This is a genomic window from uncultured Photobacterium sp., from assembly GCF_947502415.1.
In the GTDB taxonomy this organism is placed as follows: Bacteria; Pseudomonadota; Gammaproteobacteria; order Enterobacterales; family Vibrionaceae; genus Photobacterium.
In genome coordinates, this window is record NZ_CANMZV010000008.1 from 41,786 (window position 1) to 60,290 (window position 18,505).

16 protein-coding genes and 1 pseudogene are annotated in these 18,505 nt (G+C 45.9%); 9 read left to right on the plus strand and 8 right to left on the minus strand.

Annotated features, from left to right (window positions below):
- Nucleotides 1-158: 158 nt before the first annotated feature.
- Genes Q0852_RS10290 through Q0852_RS10310 form a run of 5 tightly spaced genes read right to left on the minus strand, consistent with a single transcriptional unit; the run spans nt 159 to nt 7,470 of the window.
- Nucleotides 159-1,607, minus strand: coding sequence for a hypothetical protein (locus Q0852_RS10290; RefSeq protein WP_299017938.1), 1,449 nt, complete (start codon nt 1,605-1,607; stop codon nt 159-161).
- Complete coding sequence (locus tag Q0852_RS10295) at nt 1,604-2,644, minus strand: glycosyl hydrolase family 8 (protein WP_299017939.1); 1,041 nt, start codon at nt 2,642-2,644, stop codon at nt 1,604-1,606. The genes Q0852_RS10290 and Q0852_RS10295 overlap by 4 nt, the downstream gene beginning before the upstream one ends.
- Nucleotides 2,641-4,692, minus strand: a complete 2,052-nt coding sequence (locus Q0852_RS10300) for a cellulose biosynthesis cyclic di-GMP-binding regulatory protein BcsB (RefSeq protein ID WP_299017940.1) — start codon at nt 4,690-4,692, stop codon at nt 2,641-2,643. Before Q0852_RS10300 ends, Q0852_RS10295 begins: the two co-directional genes overlap by 4 nt.
- Nucleotides 4,693-4,712: 20 nt before the next feature.
- Nucleotides 4,713-6,944 (minus strand): UDP-forming cellulose synthase catalytic subunit, encoded by a 2,232-nt coding sequence (gene bcsA, locus Q0852_RS10305; protein WP_299017941.1) that lies wholly within the window; start codon nt 6,942-6,944, stop codon nt 4,713-4,715.
- Nucleotide 6,945: 1 nt separating this feature from the next.
- Nucleotides 6,946-7,470 carry a hypothetical protein gene (locus Q0852_RS10310; protein ID WP_299017942.1) on the minus strand — a complete coding sequence of 175 codons (525 nt, stop codon included), beginning with the start codon at nt 7,468-7,470 and terminating at the stop codon, nt 6,946-6,948.
- 468 nt (nt 7,471-7,938) lie between these two features.
- On the opposite strand from Q0852_RS10310, the gene Q0852_RS10315 reads away from it, so the two are divergent.
- Both Q0852_RS10315 and Q0852_RS10320 read left to right on the plus strand, forming a co-directional pair.
- A complete protein-coding gene (locus Q0852_RS10315; RefSeq protein WP_299017943.1) occupies nt 7,939-9,294 on the plus strand; it encodes a multiheme c-type cytochrome in 1,356 nt (451 codons plus the stop codon).
- A gap of 50 nt (nt 9,295-9,344) precedes the next feature.
- On the plus strand, nt 9,345-9,905 hold the full coding sequence (locus Q0852_RS10320; protein ID WP_299017944.1) for a NapC/NirT family cytochrome c: 561 nt from the start codon (nt 9,345-9,347) through the stop codon (nt 9,903-9,905).
- Between the two features lie 160 nt (nt 9,906-10,065).
- Here Q0852_RS10320 and Q0852_RS10325 read toward each other — a convergent pair whose 3' ends face one another.
- Nucleotides 10,066-11,250 (minus strand): DUF3103 family protein, encoded by a 1,185-nt coding sequence (locus Q0852_RS10325; protein ID WP_299017945.1) that lies wholly within the window; start codon nt 11,248-11,250, stop codon nt 10,066-10,068.
- A 401-nt stretch (nt 11,251-11,651) separates the two neighbouring features.
- On the opposite strand from Q0852_RS10325, the gene Q0852_RS10330 reads away from it, so the two are divergent.
- The 6 genes from Q0852_RS10330 to Q0852_RS10355 all read left to right on the plus strand — a co-directional run bounded on the left by Q0852_RS10330 (nt 11,652) and on the right by Q0852_RS10355 (nt 15,328).
- Complete coding sequence (locus tag Q0852_RS10330) at nt 11,652-12,143, plus strand: hypothetical protein (protein ID WP_299017946.1); 492 nt, start codon at nt 11,652-11,654, stop codon at nt 12,141-12,143.
- Between the two features lie 240 nt (nt 12,144-12,383).
- Nucleotides 12,384-13,142, plus strand: coding sequence for a nicotinamide riboside transporter PnuC (gene pnuC, locus Q0852_RS10335; protein ID WP_299017947.1), 759 nt, complete (start codon nt 12,384-12,386; stop codon nt 13,140-13,142).
- 11 nt (nt 13,143-13,153) lie between these two features.
- Nucleotides 13,154-13,885, plus strand: a complete 732-nt coding sequence (locus tag Q0852_RS10340) for a nucleoside phosphorylase (RefSeq protein WP_299018101.1) — start codon at nt 13,154-13,156, stop codon at nt 13,883-13,885.
- A 149-nt stretch (nt 13,886-14,034) separates the two neighbouring features.
- Nucleotides 14,035-14,715 carry a Crp/Fnr family transcriptional regulator gene (locus tag Q0852_RS10345; RefSeq protein WP_299017948.1) on the plus strand — a complete coding sequence of 227 codons (681 nt, stop codon included), beginning with the start codon at nt 14,035-14,037 and terminating at the stop codon, nt 14,713-14,715.
- Between the two features lie 45 nt (nt 14,716-14,760).
- Complete coding sequence (locus Q0852_RS10350) at nt 14,761-15,057, plus strand: DUF503 domain-containing protein (protein ID WP_299017949.1); 297 nt, start codon at nt 14,761-14,763, stop codon at nt 15,055-15,057.
- Between the two features lie 82 nt (nt 15,058-15,139).
- Entirely contained in the window at nt 15,140-15,328 is a 189-nt protein-coding gene (locus Q0852_RS10355; protein ID WP_299017950.1) for a hypothetical protein, read from the plus strand.
- 47 nt (nt 15,329-15,375) lie between these two features.
- On the opposite strand, the pseudogene Q0852_RS10360 reads toward Q0852_RS10355, so the two are convergent.
- Together Q0852_RS10360 and Q0852_RS10365 are read right to left on the minus strand one after the other, a co-directional pair.
- A pseudogene (locus tag Q0852_RS10360) lies at nt 15,376-16,004 on the minus strand (IS1 family transposase); the annotation flags it as partial.
- Nucleotides 16,005-16,097: 93 nt separating this feature from the next.
- Nucleotides 16,098-17,468, minus strand: a complete 1,371-nt coding sequence (locus Q0852_RS10365) for a sodium:alanine symporter family protein (protein ID WP_299017951.1) — start codon at nt 17,466-17,468, stop codon at nt 16,098-16,100.
- Nucleotides 17,469-18,238: 770 nt separating this feature from the next.
- On the opposite strand from Q0852_RS10365, the gene Q0852_RS10370 reads away from it, so the two are divergent.
- The gene (locus Q0852_RS10370) at nt 18,239-18,442 is read left to right on the plus strand and encodes a hypothetical protein (protein WP_299017952.1); all 204 of its coding nucleotides are present in this window, start codon (nt 18,239-18,241) and stop codon (nt 18,440-18,442) included.
- Nucleotides 18,443-18,505: the final 63 nt, after the last annotated feature.

Below are 18,505 nucleotides of genomic sequence, written 5' to 3' on the forward strand. Positions count from 1 at the left end.
GTTTTGCCTAAAATTTGTTATGTACCACTTTGAAATGTCTATTTATTGAAAATGATCAATCTATCGAGCGAATTTGAGACGTTAGGCAGGTTTTTTTGGAGCGTTCATGAAAAAGAAGAGGCATCGATTGTGATGCCTCTTTGGGTAGGAAAACATTGTTAGTGACAGATTTTATAGGATTTTTTTTGTGCGCATTGAGCTGTCTTTAAGGCATCCCTAAACTTGGTATCGTGAGGGTAGGCATCAACCAGATGTTGGAAGGTTTGAACCGCTTCAGTATTTTGTTTCTGGTTGTAATGAGCCCAGCCTTTGATTTCTGTCAGTCCTATTTCAGGGCCGAATTGCTGTTCGTATAGATTGCTCTTCTCTATAACATATTGATAGTTATGGTGCTCATAGGCATTGAGTATGGCTTGTGATGCCTGTTGTTTGGCATACATTTCTTTATGTTCCTGATTGACCAACTGGGAAGCAAGGGTTTCTGCCTGGCGCTGGAAGCCTGCTCGATTAAGGGATAGCGAGTAGCCGTAAAGCGCATTTTGATGTTGTTCACTTCCGGCCGGAAGCCCTTGGAGGGCTTTCTCGAAAGAATGTTTAGCGGTCAGTGGCCGCTGCAAATTGTACCACTGCCATCCGGCAAGAGAGTGTTGTACCGGGGTCAGGGTTGGCTGCTTTTCCAGTAGTTTAAGACAGGCTACTGGCTGTGATTTACAGGTGCTGGCTAGCAGTTGTGAATGGGCATCAGGCGTCTGTTTCTTTAGTTTTGGATACCGTTTCACCCATTGATTATAAAATCTCTCATACTCGTCTGTACGCTCTAGTCCTTTCAGGCTGAGTAGTTTTCCTTCAATCAGTTTTTGAGATGGTTTGCGTGACCAGTTTATGGCGCGATCAAACCAAGTCAGAGAAGCAGAAAAATCCTTATCTTGAAGGTATTGCCAGGCTAGCAGCTCGGAACCTTCGGGGCATTTAATATTTTTAGCCTGCTTCGCGACCAGTTTTTTTATGGCGGTGTCTTTGTTGTTGCCGGCTAATTGCTCAAGGTGCAGTTGATAGGCCAACATAGAGTAGTCTGCGGTTTTGAAGCCAGGACTCTGGCGATATAATGCCAGAATTTGAGTTTTGGCTGAACGAGGGGCCCATGACATTATTTTTTTGGTTGTACTCAAGCTGTATTGAGGACAATTGTTAACGATATTGCGGTATTTCTTCTGCGCATTAGGGCCAAAGCCTGTTCGAGTTTCATGTTGTAAATCGAGCCAGGCCCATTGGATTCGCTGGCAACTGGCCCATTTGGGGTGTTTATTGAGTAATTCACTGGCTGCCGAGCGGTTTCTTGATTTCATCGCTGTATTCAGAGCCGCCAGTTGAGATTGGTATTGGATCTCTTCAGTTAGTTTGTCTGATATTGGTTTGTCTTTTGCTGCATCTTGTGCGGCTTTCCAGCCTTTTCCCTCCAGAACCTGCCAGATCACTGTTTCGTCGAAATAACTGTTGTTAGACGACTTCACTTCGACCGCTACGCCTTGGTCAAGTAGCTGTATATTGGGGGGATTGTTGGCTGTGGCGGGTAGTGCCGCTAGCAGGGCAAAATAGACGAGTTTCATTGGCAATACCTCTCATGAAAGGCAATGTGAGAAAAAAGTATAAGGCTGGCAGAGTAGTAGTCATCCTGATGGTCAGGGTGAGGCAGAGAACTACGGTATTTGTTTGTTGTCTGGCTTTGCTGGATTAGGGCTGCAATGGCATGGGCCCCACCAGGGGGACCATAATTCGCCATTTCGTTATTAATGACATTTAGCCAGGCCGAATTAGATCTCTGTAACCATTTGGGGAAGTTATGATTAATGGCATTGTCGTAGCCACCCCAGACTAAGTACAGTGGTACTCGGTAGCTGGAATAGCTAAACCGTGGTGAAAATTTGACCGCTGGATGCCAGCGGGAGTGGCTGAATTCCAGCCAGTCCGACGGAAGCCGGAACTGGCCAAATTGGTTTTTATCCAGGATTTTTTGCCCGCTTTGACTTAGTTTTGTCCAGATTGCATTTTTACGGGCAAAGTCATTGAATGCAGGGTAGACCCAATAAGATGGGTTGATGATGGTCGATTCGGTCTTTTTGAAACCGTATTTTGCTGGTAACAGGGCATATTCCTGATCGAGCGATATTATGTGGCTCTTTGCCAATTCTTCAATAATAGCTTCGGCATCACGGATATAACTGTTCCCCGACCATTTTTGCTCAGCTTTCAATAATGCCCAGGCAATAAAAATATCCCCATCGCTTGCATTGTTTGGGTCCGGAATGTGGGGCGTTTGTTGTTGCCACTTCCATGAAAATAGCGGGTCGTTTTGGCGCTGCAGTTTGGTTTTGGTCCAGTGCCAAATCTGTTTGAATGATTGGTGATCATTAAAGAACACCGCCATTAACATGCCGTATCCCTGCCCCTCGCTATGGCTGATATTTTTATTACCGTTATCAATAACCCGCCCCTGTTGGGTTATGAACTGCTGCTTGTAAAAGCTCCAGAGTTTGTCATCGGTTCGGGTATCACAGCCGTGAACGTTATTCTGTGTTTTGGCCTGAGTTAGCAGTGGTAGGCATATAGATGAGATGAAAAATAGCCGTAGCAGGATCCCTCTCATGATTTAACTCCTAGCCTTCTGTGAATAAAGAGTGCTAATGGAACAATTAGACCAAAAACCAGTAAAGGTAGTAGGTAAGGGTGATAGATAAATCCCGCACGAACTAATTGGATATCATCCTGGTAATTGGGCATGGCCTGGCGAATTGCACCTGAGTGCTGGAGATTGGGTTGGTTGAGATAGTCGTCGATCTTGTCCTTTAACTGTGTGTTGTCAGTGGCGGTGAAAGTAATCTCGCTCCAGCCTGATTCTTCCTCAACAGATATGATTCCAAAGGTGTCGCTGATTTTTGTTTGGTGGTTGCTGTAGACGGGATTTCTGTCGTATTGAAAGAAAGGCGATATTGGCTGACTCGGTTGGGAATCGGTCAAAAAGAGCTCTGAGTTATTCATTTTCGACAGGATATATTGCCTGGCAAGATTGATGTAACTCACTTCTTTCATGTTGTTCGCTGAGAGTGCCTGTTGGTAGGCGTTGCCGATATTGAAACTGAGATTAAGCGGTCTTGATTGGAGTGGTTCTTTTGTCAATAGTAGTTCTGGCATTGGCTGGCGGGCGTTCAGGCTGACATGGCTGATAAGCTGCCAGACTTCCGGTAATGTTGATGGTTCCGGATAGTTTAGGGTTAGCTGAGATTGGCGGCCGTTATCGGTGGCCATCACCAGTAATTCCTTTGCGTTGACTCGCTCTTTGTGAGAAGGCAGGTAAGTAACCCATGCTCCTAATTTTAAGTTGGATTCAGGAGATATAGAGGCAGTAAATGGCTGATATCTGAGTTTTTCTGTGAGGCTGATTTTTTGCGTAGGGCCATACAGTTCAATGCTGAGGGTATTTAATCCCGGCTGTAATTTATCCATCGGAAATGTTAGCCGGTAATGCTGCGAATCCCGCCAGTAGCTGGCACGCAGTGGAGTACTGTTGGCGTAATCCCCGTTGATCCTAACGACCATGGCCGCTTCGCCGGGAATGATCTTGGGGTGTTTCAGCAGCAAGTTTAGTTGGGCTGTTTCTTCTTTGTTAACCAGGATATTTGCCGGCATTAATAACGGTAGTGTCAGTGGTTCATCACCAAATTGTTGTTGTGTTGAAAAATGCCCGATAGGGTAGCGTCGGTTGCTGGTCAGTTTAGATTTTTGCTGTGGTTGGTGAGAGCCAACAAGCGTGAATGCTTGTTTGGGCAATTCATAGCCAGGGGTTGCAAAGTGTTGAGCGGCATTCACTACTTCGCTTTCGTCCCGACCTGAAACAATGAACAGCCAACTATTTTGTTTTTTGTCCCTGTATAAGGCCAGGAATGGCCCGCGTATTTCCCTCAGATATTGAGATGGAATCGTCGGGTTTGTTTGTAATTGTGTTTGCGTTCCGTAGATAAGGCGAACGTTCGGAGTTGTGTTTTCCTGGTAAGTGTGGATAGGATGATAGCTAAATTGATATTTATCGGAGCAGCTGCGTAATGTCCAGCCTTGTACTAACAGGCTGGCGATAGAGAGTGAAGTATCGCTGTAACCAGGAAGCGCACTTTCCAGTTTTATTGAATGCTCGTGGATTTGGCCGCTTTTGATCAGCTGGGTGAATCCCGACAATGTCTGGTTGTAAGGTTTCTCACTATAGGTCAGTTCGAAGAAAGATTGATCGAGTAGGATCTCTGTTGCGGCTTCTGAGGCTTCAACGCGTTTTTGAGTGACGTTTAAGGTCGGAGGAAGGCGATGGTTAGCCGACAAGATGAGCTGATTACCATATTGGACCAGGTGTTCTGGTGTTAGCTCTGCAATGATTTTCTTTTGAGTTCGGCTTGGCTCAAGTTGGATTGTAGCCAGAGGTTTATCACCTAAGTTTAATCGTAGGGTTGTTTGTAGGATATTCTTCGATTGTTTGAGTGCCAGTGAAATCCTGATTTTTTCTGCTTGTTGGTTATTCAGTATCCTTAGTGGGAAACTGATCTTATCCCACTGTCCTCGGAGTATTGGTGTTCTGCCGTCAGGTAGTAGAAATGACAAAGGTACTTTGACTGCTTCGGCCTGTGCGTTACAGACCCAAAAGAAACTCATGAGTATAAGTATGCAGTATCTCATTGGCGGATGTCCTTTTCTGCTTGAGGCTGGATAGTGGTTTTTTGTTGTTTTCGTATTTTGCGGGTTGCTTTTAATGCCGTAGCGGCACTGGTTGTAGCCAGTAGGCAGAAGTTGGTAAGCGCGGTAATGATCCCCTTGCTTTGTTCTTCTTCAAAGCGGCGTCGTTGCTGCCATCTATTACTGTGAGCAAAAATAAAACCAGTAAAGGTGTCGAGGGCTTTTCTGTCGGTATCAAGTAATTTGCAGCGAATAGCTTGTCCTGTCGCTGTTTGGCGGCAGCTGCGGATTTTCATCGTTACGTTGTGCGGCTGAAGCTTAGGTTTCCTGCCTTTTGTTTTTTTGCCGTTTTCTATATAGCAAGTCAGGGTTATGACCTGGTCTTGTTCAAAAGCGGGAAGCCGGGAGTTTATTGAAATGCAGGCTCCGTGGATTGATGCATCTTGGATTTTTGCCTCGTTTTTCATTTCTCCGGCGGTTAACAGTGCCGGGATATCACAGCGGGTACGAGGTTCTGAACGACGTTGTACTTTTTCCAGAACAGCTCCTAAGCTTGCAGCGCAAAGAAGCAAGTTGAGTGTATTGAAGATCAGAACGACTGCGAGTTGTCCCTGCTCGATAGGGTAGTTGATAACACGGTATAGTCCCCAGATTTCAGCTGCGGCGATGAGCGCAAATAGAACAAACATCACCGGTGCCAGAGTCGAAAAATGGGTATGGTCGGTGGTTTCACCCTTTGGGGTGACCGCAAAACTGGGTTTCTTCGGATTGACCAGAACGGAGAGAACAGGAATAAAAAGGTAGATAGCGAGTACGGTTTCGTAGAATTCTGAAAACAGCGTATGGCGTGTTTTTCCGAAGAGGTGCTGGGTAACTAGCATACTGATGATCAGGTGTGGGATCGCATACACGAGGAAGTCATTGGCATTACCGACAAAAATCTGCAAGTCGAACAGCAGGTAGCACAATGGAGCAATCAGATATATCACCCTAAAAACCGGAAAGAACCAAAAGAGGGTTGAGTTGAGGTAACTGATTTTTTGTGGCCAGCTCAGGCCTCGTTTGAATAAGGGATTGTTGAGTAAGAATATCTGTACCATTCCCTGTGCCCAGCGAGAACGTTGGGTAACATAAGCGCCGAAGGTATCGGGGGATAACCCGGCAATCATAGCCCGGTTAAAATAAGCGCTGCCCCAGCCTTTGGCATGCATGTTCAATGCAGTGTCCGCATCTTCGGTAATGGTTCGGGTCGCAATACCGCCGACATCCAACAGGGCTTCCCGGCGGATAACAGCAGCAGAGCCGCAGAAAAAGCTGGCGTTCCAGAAGTCCATGCCGGACAGGATCCGGTTGTAGAACATCTCATTTTCAGACGGCATTTTGTCTTCGACCCCTAAGTTTCGTTCGACTGGTCCCGGAGTAACAAAGAAGTGAGGTGTCTGAACAAAACCCAGTTTAGGCTGTTGCTGGAACATACCGACAGTATTGATTAGGAAATCACGCGATGGTACGTGGTCAGCATCGAGGATAAGAATTAGTTCTCCCCGGCTATGTTCAAGTGCATGGTTGATGTTGCCCGCTTTGGCACTGATGTTAGCCGGGCGGGTCAGGTAGTTTGCCCCAAGTTGCTGACATAACTTCTTTAAGCGGGTGGCTCTCTGTTGAGCTTGCTGGGCCTTATGCTGGTCACTATCATTGAGCTTTTGGTGGGTGCCTCCGTCATCGAGTACCCATACATTTACTTTTCCCGGATAATCAAGCTTCATGGCGGCAGCGATGGTCGGTGAAACAACGCGAATTGATTCGTCGTAGGTGGGGATAAATACATCAACGCAGGGAATTGGCTGATTGGTATTAATTGGTGTAACCCCTCGGTTGCGCTGGCGAACATTAACGAACATACCCAATAAGGAAATGGTGACGCCGTAACATTCCGTTGCCAGCAATGCGATGGCAAAAGGCATATCCATGCTGCTTTCCCAAGGGAGAGTTTCGGATAACCGCCACCACAGGTAGCGTAGGGAAATAAAAGCGCCTGTGAGTAGCATGATAAGGTGAAGCAGTTTTCTGTCGTTGGATATCATCGTGATGATAGCAAGCAGGAAGGCGCTGGCAGAAAGCCATAGGTGGGTTTCTATCGTTACTTTGAGTGTCGCCAGGCAGGCAATTGCTGTAACGATGATGGCTATTGCCAGCACATGTATCCACTTCATTGATTGAGTGTTTTCCATTTTAGAGTCCTTCCAAATAGAAGCTGGGTTTGATCTCATCTAACCAAGCGATATTTTCCGTTTTTGCTTCAGGCGTACAGAAATGTACAAAGAGAGAAAGCCAATTGTTGTCTTTTCGGGTGTATTGCTGGGCATAAACGCAGGATTCCCCACTAGGCTCAGGTATGATCCAGCGGGTGTATGGGCCGATAGCATTGTAGGTTTTCTCTCCCTGATATTGAGGGAGAGAAAAAGCAAAGTGTGCTGGTGGTTGCGCCAGTGGTTGGTTACTGACTATCTGGACAATGTAATTTTCACCGCTCTGATAAGTTTGATTTTCCAGTACCGACCAAAACCAGGTTTGCAGGTTGCGTTGTTGCCGGTAACTGGTTTTTATTTCGATCCCGTCGGGAAATACCGGTAGCTGGTAGCCATGAACCACGACCGGATCGTTAAAAGTATGCATGGTGTGCAGGTTAGTGCTCTGGCATCCAGTAATATTCCCTGCCAAACCAATCGCTATGCTGGCTAATAGAATTTTTTTCATGCCACCCTCCTTGATGTAATAAAAACTTTAGCAAGAGAGTGACCATTTTTTATATGATGGTAATTTGTTGATTTAGATAGAGTTGTGGTGGTGGGGGAGAGATGGTCTTCTCAAATCGCAAGTAAAGTTGCATATGCTTATTTGCGATATGCAATACGGTTGATCTTTGGCGGTTTAAATTTTGATTATTCGACTTTCTGCTGATTATTTAACTTGCGTCTCTTTTCTTAGTGAAAATCCCATAAAAAAACATGGAAAAGACTTCCTCATCTAAGCTTGATACGAAAATAACGAGTTACATAGTTAGCAGTCATGTAGCAGAGCAAAAGCAATGTACGTGGATGAGGGTTGGTTATGGACAATGAAAAGTTGGCTATACGATACTTATTTTGGATCTTGTCAGCGATGATAATAACGGTGTGCCTGTCTTTGTCGGTCGCCGTAAAAGCAGAACCAAAAGCGCTGATAATGAAACCATTTAAACAGTTGAGTGAACAAAGTAAGGAGTGTGCAGCCTGTCATAAAGAAAAGAATCCGTCAATTTATGCCCAGTGGGGGCGTTCTAAGCATTATGGTGCCAATGTTGGTTGCTATGAGTGTCACAAGGCTGATCCTGCCGATAAAGATGCAATTAAGCATGAAGGTTATGATATTGCGGTGATTGTTTCGCCGAAAGATTGTGGCCAGTGTCATAACCAAGAAGTTGATCAGTTCTCGAAAAGTCACCATGCTAAAGCAGGGCAGATTATAGGCTCGCTGGATAACTTTCTGGCCGAAGTAGTTGAAGGGGCGCTGACGATGAACGGCCAGTCACCTGCGGCGGTTAATGGTTGCTGGCAGTGCCATGGTTCAGAGGTTAAGGTGCTGGAAAACGGTGATTTGGATCCGACAACTTGGCCGAATACCGGTATTGGCCGGATTAATCCGGATGGCTCTATTGGTGCCTGCAGTGCCTGTCACCAGCGTCATGAGTTCGATATGGTTCAGGCTCGTCGTCCAGAGGCATGTGGTAAATGCCACCTGGGACCGGATCATCCGCAAAAAGAGGTCTACGAAGAATCGAAGCATGGCATTAATTTCTACGCTCATGTTGACCGGATGAATATGGACTCTGCGAAATGGATTGTTGGTGAAGATTATGACGCAGCCCCTACTTGCGCTACTTGCCATATGTCCGCAACTCGTGAGCTGGCGGTAACCCATGATGTGGGTGACAGGATTTCCTGGACATTGCGCCCGGCAATTTCTGAGAAAATTGATGCAAAAGATATTGCCATGGGCAAAAAGACTAAGAGCTGGCAGGCACGACGAGCAGATATGCAAAATGTTTGTCAGGCTTGTCATACCAAGTCGATGATCGATAATTTCTATACGCAGTTTGATGCTTTAGTTGAGCTCTATAACGAGAAGTTTGCCCGTCCGGGTAAGACCTTGATGTCGACGTTGAGCAAGGAAGGCATGATTACTGAGATCGGCTTTGATGAAGAAATTGAATGGACCTGGTTCTATTTGTGGCACCACGAGGGCCGTCGTGCCCGTCACGGGGCGGCAATGCAGGCGCCAGACTATGTACAGTGGCATGGTATGTACGAAGTCGCTGAACGTTTCTATATCGAGATGGTACCGCAGTATCTGGAGCTGGTGGAAAAAGCCGAGCATAAAGGCAATAAAGAGGGAGCAGAGCGTGCACGTAAGGTGCTGCAGGAGATCCTTGACAGGCCTGAGCATGCCTGGTTCAGCGGTAAGGAGCCAGAGTCGGTTAAAGAAGCCCGTAAAAAAGCCCAGGCTGAATTTAAAGCCCGCTATTTGAGTGAAAGTAAGTAATTACAATCCGGGGAGGCCGTGAAACCGGCCTGACTCCTAAGTGAGGAACGATGGGAGAAAAATTATCTCGGACGCAACGCTTGTGGCGATGGCTGAAGACACCGCTGCTATGGGGGATCCCGATAGGTATCTTCCTAGCGGTACTGGCTGTGGGGGCATTTCAGGGTGTGATGGTTGCGTCCAATCAAAATGCATTCTGCTTTAGCTGCCATCTGGCGATGGATACGATTGTCCAGGAATATAAGGCTTCGTCGCACTATGTCAGTGACGACGAAGTGCTGGCAACTTGCGCGGATTGCCATGTACCACAAGGCTTTGTCGATAAGATGAAAGTAAAGATTGCGGCAACGGCAGATATCTATCATATGTTCAAAGGAACGATAACAAAGGAGAACTTCGAACAGCATCGTCCGCGACTGGCAAAAATGGTGTGGGATGACATGGTGGCGAATGACTCGGAAGCTTGCCGGACCTGCCATGCCGACGATAATTTTGATTTGAGTCGTCAGCCGCAGCGGGCACGTCTGAACCATGAGCTGATGGAAAGCCGCGGGGAAAGCTGTATCAACTGTCATACCGGTATCGCTCATAAACGGATCACGATTGAGTGATCGGCTGGTTATTTGTTTTTATTTGAGTATTTGTTGATAGAACAGGGTTTACCGTTAGTTAGTCAGGAAATATAAAAAGACGCTACTTCAGGTAGCGTCTTTTCTTTTTCGTCATTTTTCTCAATGTATCACACGGTATGCGTGACGATGAAAAATGGTTTTAGTTTGTACGATCAATCGTCAGTGGCGCGAATGTCGCTTGGGCATTGTTGTTTGCCCCCTGGCGATCTTTATAGCGTTTACCCTGACGAATGGTGTAGTAAACATCAACAAAGTCGTCATCGTTGGTCATCCAGCTGTCAGGAATCGCGGCAAGCACCTTGTTAGTCAGCTCAGGAATAATGGCATAAGCTTTTACTTCAGGATCTGGGTAGGCGCTCAGTGCGGCTTTTGCAACATCTAACAGGGTGCGGGCCAGATCTTTGTAGTTAGTGCCGTCGTCTTTTTCCATCAGCAGAACATCTGCCGCAGACCAGCGGTAGCGATCCCAGTAAATTATGATTTGCTCAGGGCTGTAGTCGGTTTCGCTGTAATCAAGGTAAGGCATGTCGACAATATCCAGCACTGGTTCGTCACGGCTTGGGTTCACGCCGGTGACGATGGCATAGATTTCCGCTTTGCCGGAGATCCATGGTTCGTGATCGTCTTGCAGGCGGATTTTCTTCAGCACTGTGGTTGAGATCGATGGAGTCGCTGCATCCATGGCCATTGCTCGCGGTGCCGGAGCCGCTTCTGGTTGCTCTCTCTGTAGACGGTTGATCTCGTCATTCATGGCTTTGATACCGGCTTTCAGTTCTTCACGGCTGTTAGTGTCTATAACCAGTACTGGACGGTTCGGTGCTTCGTATACGTCTAGCAGGTGAATATTACCATCGACGTCGTAGGCTTCGATGTATTGCCAGTCTTCATCATTACCATCCGGTTCCCAGGCAAAAAGCGGTGACTGACCAGCTTGCCAGCGAGCCAGCATCTGAGGATCTGCAAGACGCAGCTCCATGATTTCGTTGGTGTAGTCTGTGATGCCTTTCTTGTTCCGCAGCACCATATCGGTTTCCATCATGTTGCGGGCAAAGGCTGCCGAACGTTTGTTGCGCTTCAGGGTTTTCAGTGGCGCATTTAACTGATACTGGTCTATTTGCTGGTGCAGTAGCGGTGCCAACTGTTGGTATTGACTACTGAGTTTATAGGCAAGCTCCCGTTTGGCTTCAGCAGTAGAAAATTGAGAAAAGTGAGTACTGTAGCCTGCGTTATCAAATGAGGTGGTAGCAGCTGTTTCCGTGGCGGACTGGGCACAAGGGACCGCAAGCATTCCCATCGCCACTGCCAGAGGCAGAATTTTATTCATACCTAAATCCTTATTGTTATTAAAATTAAATCAATGCATAGCAACTTCTTGCATTTGTAATATTTATCTCACTGGGGTTGTATTTGTACAACGAATACTTCTCTGTCTTGTGATGCTTGTTCAGTAATGGAAGGTGGGTAAAGGGAGGAAAATAAAAGTGAATCCAATTTATAAAATGGTTGTAATAACAAGAGTGTTTGATTGGTGTTAAGTGTGATATTAAAGGAAGAAAAATAGAAATAAGTATCACATTTAATATTGCCTTAATATATTAAGGCTTAGAGTTAAAGCTTGGAATTTTGCGATGTTGATCCTAAAAAAACACGGCTGTAATTAACTAATAGCCACAGTCTGTCATGCTATTGTCCTCAATATTACTTACCACTGATACAGTTAATGATATGAAAACGTTAATCAATGAATGGAGTGCGAGGTTACTCACTGCAATCATAATGGGCCTGCTGGTAACACCGGTTATTTATATTATCTTAGGTGCAATACTGGATTTTCCATATGCCTTCGATACTGTATCGATACCGCTTATGCTGATTTCACAGGGTGTACTGATTTACTTTTATCTGTTTTCGAGGGTGAAGTTCACCTTCAAGCGTCTTGCCGTGGAAGCAGTATGTTGGTTTTCGGTATTAATCTATAACTTTATAGCTTCCGGTTTTAACTTTTTTATCGCCGGTGAAAAGTTTGGCGCTTTTAGTTGTATGTTCTTACTGGCTGTATTTATTAGCTGGCAGTTATTTAATGGTTATCACGGTGAATTAGAACGCCGTGTAATGAGAATAAAACCGGCACTGACATGTGCTATTTCAACGTCGGTTATTCTTATAAGTATGTTTGGTGTGATGATTTTTGCGTTCAACCCGGTCAGATTCATATAATCATATATTGAATTTAAAAAGGCTGCATTAATTGCAGCCTTTTATATATGGCGTGATTATTGAGAGGTTGAGGGATATGTCAGGTGCTCGCTGATTAGTAACAAAGTGAACATTAATTCTCAAATTATGACCGTCGCCAAATCTGATAGGACAAATGTCCTTATTACCGGCGAATAGGTTTTTTACAATGGCTGCAATTTCAAGCAATCATGTCAACAACTACAACGAAAGGACAACGGGATGGACTTTGCAGCTTGGTTTGATATTAACAACACTCTGGTAAATATTCCGATTGGCGACGGTTACGCGATGTCGTGGATTGAGGCGATCGGTACCGTATTTGGCTTGCTATGTATCTGGTTTGCCAGCCAGGAAAAGACAATTAACTACTTGTTCGGCCTGATTAACGTCACGCTGTTTGCTGTCATCTTCTTCCAGATCCAGCTGTACGGTCTGTTGTTGCTACAGCTGTTTTTCTTTTGCGCTAACGTTTATGGCTGGTATGCCTGGACACGGCCGACATCAGATTCAGGCGATATGCTGGAAGTACGCTGGCTCAGCAAACAGAAGCTGGCTTTTACTGCCGCTGTCAGCGTGTTGGCAATCGGCTTGATGACAATTTACATCGATCCGTTCTTCTTTGCCCTGGCGAATATTGCCGTTGACGGTCTGAACATGTTCGGTGCCGAGCTGGCAAGTCCTGTACTTGAACCGGATGCATTCCCGTTCTGGGACTCAACTATGACAGTATTGTCTGTGGTTGCTCAGATCCTGATGACTCGCAAGTATGTAGAAAACTGGATCCTGTGGGTTGTCATTAACGTAATCAGTGTTGGTGTTTATGCTGCACAGGGCGTGTATGCACTTTCTATCGAGTACGCAATCTTACTGTTCATTGCTGCTAACGGTACTCGTCAGTGGATGAATACAGCTAAAAGCAATACAGAAAAGCAAAACCAAACTGGTTCTCAGCAGACTACTGATGAGGTGGCAGCATGAGCCAAGACAGTATGAACAAGCTACCTCACATTGCCGTCAGCGCTGAACAAGTTACAGAGCGAGTGATTGTTTGTGGCGAGCCGGATCGCGTTAACCGTATTGCTGCTTTGCTTGAGCAACCAGAGCTACTGGCGGATAACCGTGAATATCGTGTAATGCGTGGTCATTACCAGGGACAGGAGATCACTGTCTGTAGTACCGGTATTGGCGCACCATCGGCGATTATTGCCCTCGAAGAGTTGGCGCAGTGCGGCGCTAAATACATGATACGTGTCGGATCTGCCGGTGCACTTCAGGCTGAAATTGCTCTGGGTGAGCTGATTGTGGCTGAGGCGGCAGTGCGTGATGAGGGCGGCTCGAAAGCTTATGTTGAAACGGCTTTCCCTGCGGTGGCGAGTCATCAGCTGGTGGCTGGTATGGAAGCTTATTTGAGCGAGCACAGTTATCCGACTCATTACGGTATTATCCGTTCTCATGACAGCTTCTACACCGACGAAGAAGATCAGATCTGCCAGTACTGGAACAAGAAAGGCGTATTGGGTGCCGATATGGAAACCTCGGCTCTGCTGACTGTCGGTAAGTTACGTGGCGTTAAAGTGGCGTCGATTCTGAATAACGTTGTGCTGTATCAGCAGGATGTACAGGATGGTGTTAATCAGTACGTCAATGCCGATGATGTTATGATGCAGGGTGAGACTACCGCGATCAAAGCAGCATTTCATGCGCTTTGCATGCAACCGTAACTATATATGACAGCAGGATTAACTGACATATCAGCCCGGCTCCGGCCGGGCTTTGTACTATTTGTGACTTCTGTTTGATACTGAATGTTGTTCTACGAGCGATGTTTAGCTAGGATTTGCCCACTCATTTGGCTGTTGCCTCATCTATTATGCAATTAAAACCTTATCCCACAGGTCGGTTCACTTCGCATCTCACTGCGCTGTATGAAGAGTTTCGTCAGTCGTTTTATCAATGCTTGCTTCATAGCAAATATTACCAGTCTGGTGAGGAGATCTTGCGCCAGGGGCAGGTTGTCGAGCATCTCTACTTGGTGTCGGTTGGTCGGGTATCAATGAATATCTCGGCGGTGAACGGTAGGCGTTTTCAGTTGGGGGAGGTGGATTGTGACCACCATATTTTTGGCGAGATGGAGCTTTTCAACGATACACTCTGTCAGTGGAGTGTAGTGGCAGAAGAGCAAATTGAAGTGGATGTGATCTGCTTGAAGGCAGTGGCCGATGTGCTGTTAAAGCGTCCGGAGTTTTCCCTGTTTTTTGCCAGTGCGCTGGCTTATGACTATCAGGACTCTCTTGATATTTATACGTATCGGTTACTACATCCCATTACTTACAACATCGCTTATGACCTTTGGCATCGCCATCAGAAAAACGTAATGCTGGGTTCGTTCGATAAGGCCGGGCAGGAGGCTGAGCGTTTCGGTACCTCTAGTAGGGTATACCGACGAGCGGTGAAAGAGCTAATTGATAAGGAATTAATTGAAAAGCACGGCAATGAGATCCGGGTGATTGATATCGATGCCCTTAAAGTATTCCTTGATAAGTTCGAGTAGTTGTCGGGGAAACCTGCTAGGACTGGTTTGGTATAAGCTTAATCCATGAGTGAACAATCTTTCTTTATTACTGTCCTGACTGTTGAGCTGATGATCCCTTATTCCCATTCCCTTAAGGAAAAACGCCGCGAGATACAGGGATTGAGGGATAGGATCAGGCAGAGGTTCAATGCATCCGTTGCTGAGGTGGGGTATCGTGATAAATGGCAGCGAAGCATTATTGCTGTCTGTTTGGTCGGTAATGATAAGCGACGCCTGGAGCAGGACACAACTCGTATTCGTACGCTTTGTGAAGAAGCTGTGAATGTCGAGATTTCATCAGTTCATCAGGATTGGTTATAATTGCGAGCTTTATTGGATATGGATGATTTTACGGGATGCTTATAAATGTATCGCCATGCAAATCAACCTCTAAGGAATGAATATGAAAATAATGCAGATTGGATGGGCTGATGTGTGCGGGTATGGCGATTGGTTGACTCCGGAAGCAGCGTTGAAATTTGCTCAGGGTGGTTATACCTATGTGGAATTTCAGGGGGAGGTCGTGAAAAGTGAGCTGAGTTTCTCTGATGATGGCACCCCAATGGTTGGTTTGGGTAAGGATGTAGCCTGAGTGTTGGGCAGCACGATAGAGCTAGTGTGCTGCCCGAGTGTCTGGCTATCTCGCTCAATGAATGTACCAATCACCTTGTCATGCATATCTTCTGATTTAGAGAAGCCTATAGTTTTGCGGTTGAGCCGCTTTAATCTTGTTCTCAATGTAAGATTCTGCCGTTCTATACGTTGGGTAAATAACTTCCCAGTAATGTGCTTTTCTGGTGGTAGGTTTGATGAATAAACTCTGAAGTTGTCTGTACAGAAGAAATTGATTGCAAATGGTTTTAATAGCTCTAGCAGGGTATGCAGTGTTTCCTCACTGCGTCGCACAAAAGTATGGGCTGTGATCCGCTTAAATCTTGGCTCCCAAGCATACCAAAGCCAACGTTGATTCTTTTTGCACTGAACAAATGACCATTGCTCGTCGACTTCACAGATAAGCTCGATCTCAGCACGGTATTAACCCCAACTTTAAGCACTCTAGCAGTATTACGTAGCCCAGCATTGTTCATGGCCATATCAACAATTTGTTCTTTCACACCAGGACGATAGGCATTGTAGGCGTAATCAAGTTGAAATGCCTTTCGGCAATCAAGACAGCGATAGTGTTGCGCTTTATTCGCTCCTGTCCCGTGTTTGCGAATTGATTTGGTTTGATAACAGTAACGGCAAGGAACTTCTAACGTCGCCATAAGATCACCCAGTAACTCAACAAATAATTAAACTATAGTTTAAATCACCAAGTTGGCATCACGACCAAATTTTCATCTTCCTATCGCCCTAACTTACTTTCCATTCCCCCTTTTCTTCTGCTGCGCAAAATACTCACTGGTTAGTTTAAAGACGACAGGGCTGAGCAACATCAGGGCGATCAGGTTAGGGATAGCCATCATGGCATTTAAGGTATCTGCCAGTAGCCAGATAAATTCCAGCGAGCTGGTTGCACCAATCGGAACAGCGACAATCCACAGGATGCGGAAAGGGATGATTGCTTTAATACCAAATAGGTATTGGATACATTTTTCGCTATAGAAGCTCCAGCCCAGAATTGTGGTAAAAGCGAAGATGGACAGGGCAACGGCAACGACATAGTTACCGACCCCCGGGAGTACTGAGGCAAACGCAACAGAGGTTAATGTTGCTCCGGTTTCGCCGCTCTGCCAGGCTCCGGAGACCACAATTGCCAGCCCGGTAATACTACAGACGACAATGGTGTCAATGAAGGTTCCAAGCATTGCAACCAGGCCCTGAGCGACAGGATTTTTAGTTTGAGCCGCGGCATGGGCGATGGGGGCGCTGCCCAGGCCGGCTTCATTGGAAAAAATACCTCGAGCAACACCGAATCGAATCGCCGCCCATACAGCCGCACCGGCGAACCCGCCTTGTGCGGCTACCGGAGTAAAGGCACTGCTGACAATTAAGTTAAATGCAGTAGGGATCCCGGCGGCATTGACCCCCAGAACCAGCAGCCCTGAGGCAATATAGAATGCAGCCATTAGCGGAACGAGCTTACCGGCAACATCGGCAATTCGTTTGATACCACCCATTAGCACCAAACCGACCAATACCATCATGATGAGTCCTGAAGCCATTGGAGGCAGGTTGAAGCTCGATTGAAGAGCTGCCGATACGGAATTGGATTGTACGGTGTTACCGATACCGAAACCGGCGATGGAACCGAAAATAGCGAAAGCGGTCCCAAGCCATGCCCACTTGTGGCTTAAGCCATTTTTGATGTAATACATCGGCCCGCCGACATGGTTTCCATTTTCGTCGGTTTCGCGGTACTTCACCGCGCAGACGGCTTCGGCATATTTGGTGGCCATACCAACCAGGGCTGTACACCACATCCAGAACAGGGCTCCGGGTCCGCCCAGAAAAATGGCTGTTGCCACACCTGCAATATTTCCTGTTCCTATGGTGGCAGAGAGTGAGGTCATCAGAGCATTGAACGGGCTGATTTCGCCTTGGATATCTTCATCTTTTTCCGGAATACGGCCTGACCAGAGCAATTTGAAGCCCGCACCGAGTTTCAAAATAGGCATGAGTTTGAGACCGATGGTCAGGAAAAAACCGACGCCGAGGATCATCACCAGCATGGGAATGCCCCATACTTGGCTGTTAATTGCACTAATCAAGCTCGTTAAAAATTCCATATGGAACACTCACTTTCATATTTTCTTATGTTTGCAAAAACATAGGTCGACTTTGGGATAAATACAACAGCAGCCAAGATGCTTTGTTAATATTTTGTTGTTTTTGTCGATAGTGCCATAGCATCCCTTTTGCCAGACAGGTGTTTCGTTTTCTTTATAGATTCAAAGCAGTTACAGATAGAAAAAATCGGTAGTTGATAGAAATCAAAATGAAACAGAAAAGTCATGTTAGCTGGCGTCAGGCGGCTACACTTTAAAGTGATATCTAGCTGTTTCTTTATGTAATCCATGGGAATTAATCATGTTGTTGCTCGAGGGGATATGAAGAAACAGGCCATGGGATGCTTCTCGCCTGGGGAGGTGGAGAAAAGCGTAGCGAGGGTAAGGAAAAGATCATGCGTCATTGGAGCCGGAAGAATAAACAACGACTTACACGACAATTCAGAGTAGAACATATTGCTGAGAAGATGATTAAAGATTTTCTTTCAAAAAAAGGTTTAGGCAGGGAACGCGTTTGGCGGTAAAAATGCTTTATAAACCTAATGTTCAATAGGTTAGCGATCGCAGGCTGGCGGTCGCTTTTTTGTTTCTTGAATTCATGTGTGCATGGTGCTGCATATGTGATTAATCAAGTATATTGATCAGCTTAATACTTTTGCTGGATTTATTTGAGTTTGCTTGGGGTCTTCTGTAATTAAGTGCTATATAGTTTCATAGAAACTTGTCTCATCTTACCTCTTTGTTGTTAGAAGTATTCAAGGATTGTACTCATGGTAAAGCTGTACGCTGTATTTTCAATCAAGCATCCAATCTACCATTGGATGTTTATCGCTACGCTGTTATTAATTTGGATCGCTGGTGCTTCTTTGTTGCTTGAAACCAATCAGTTTATATACGTTTGGGGAATGGGGCTGCCGGTGCTGCCTTGGTTTCTGTTGGCGAAGGCATCAAGTTATAAAAGAAGATATCTTTAGCTTTTGGTAGTTTTGAAAGGATTTAGTAGGAAGAGAGTTCGTAGGAAAGAAAGATGGCAGCTA

Excerpts from the sequence above, each read along its gene's own strand:
- Q0852_RS10315 (WP_299017943.1), top strand. The coding sequence starts at position 7,939 with ATGAAACCATTTAAACAGTTGAGTGAACAAAGTAAGGAGTGTGCAGCC.
- Q0852_RS10365 (WP_299017951.1), bottom strand. The coding sequence starts at position 17,468 with ATGGAATTTTTAACGAGCTTGATTAGTGCAATTAACAGCCAAGTATGG.
- Q0852_RS10340 (WP_299018101.1), top strand. The coding sequence starts at position 13,154 with ATGAACAAGCTACCTCACATTGCCGTCAGCGCTGAACAAGTTACAGAG.
- Q0852_RS10330 (WP_299017946.1), top strand. The coding sequence starts at position 11,652 with ATGAAAACGTTAATCAATGAATGGAGTGCGAGGTTACTCACTGCAATC.
- pnuC (WP_299017947.1), top strand. The coding sequence starts at position 12,384 with ATGGACTTTGCAGCTTGGTTTGATATTAACAACACTCTGGTAAATATT.
- Q0852_RS10290 (WP_299017938.1), bottom strand. The coding sequence starts at position 1,607 with ATGAAACTCGTCTATTTTGCCCTGCTAGCGGCACTACCCGCCACAGCC.
- Q0852_RS10300 (WP_299017940.1), bottom strand. The coding sequence starts at position 4,692 with ATGAGTTTCTTTTGGGTCTGTAACGCACAGGCCGAAGCAGTCAAAGTA.
- Q0852_RS10320 (WP_299017944.1), top strand. The coding sequence starts at position 9,345 with ATGGGAGAAAAATTATCTCGGACGCAACGCTTGTGGCGATGGCTGAAG.
- Q0852_RS10370 (WP_299017952.1), top strand. The coding sequence starts at position 18,239 with ATGGTAAAGCTGTACGCTGTATTTTCAATCAAGCATCCAATCTACCAT.
- bcsA (WP_299017941.1), bottom strand. The coding sequence starts at position 6,944 with ATGGAAAACACTCAATCAATGAAGTGGATACATGTGCTGGCAATAGCC.
- Q0852_RS10350 (WP_299017949.1), top strand. The coding sequence starts at position 14,761 with ATGAGTGAACAATCTTTCTTTATTACTGTCCTGACTGTTGAGCTGATG.
- Q0852_RS10355 (WP_299017950.1), top strand. The coding sequence starts at position 15,140 with ATGAAAATAATGCAGATTGGATGGGCTGATGTGTGCGGGTATGGCGAT.
- Q0852_RS10310 (WP_299017942.1), bottom strand. The coding sequence starts at position 7,470 with ATGAAAAAAATTCTATTAGCCAGCATAGCGATTGGTTTGGCAGGGAAT.
- Q0852_RS10295 (WP_299017939.1), bottom strand. The coding sequence starts at position 2,644 with ATGAGAGGGATCCTGCTACGGCTATTTTTCATCTCATCTATATGCCTA.
- Q0852_RS10325 (WP_299017945.1), bottom strand. The coding sequence starts at position 11,250 with ATGAATAAAATTCTGCCTCTGGCAGTGGCGATGGGAATGCTTGCGGTC.
- Q0852_RS10345 (WP_299017948.1), top strand. The coding sequence starts at position 14,035 with ATGCAATTAAAACCTTATCCCACAGGTCGGTTCACTTCGCATCTCACT.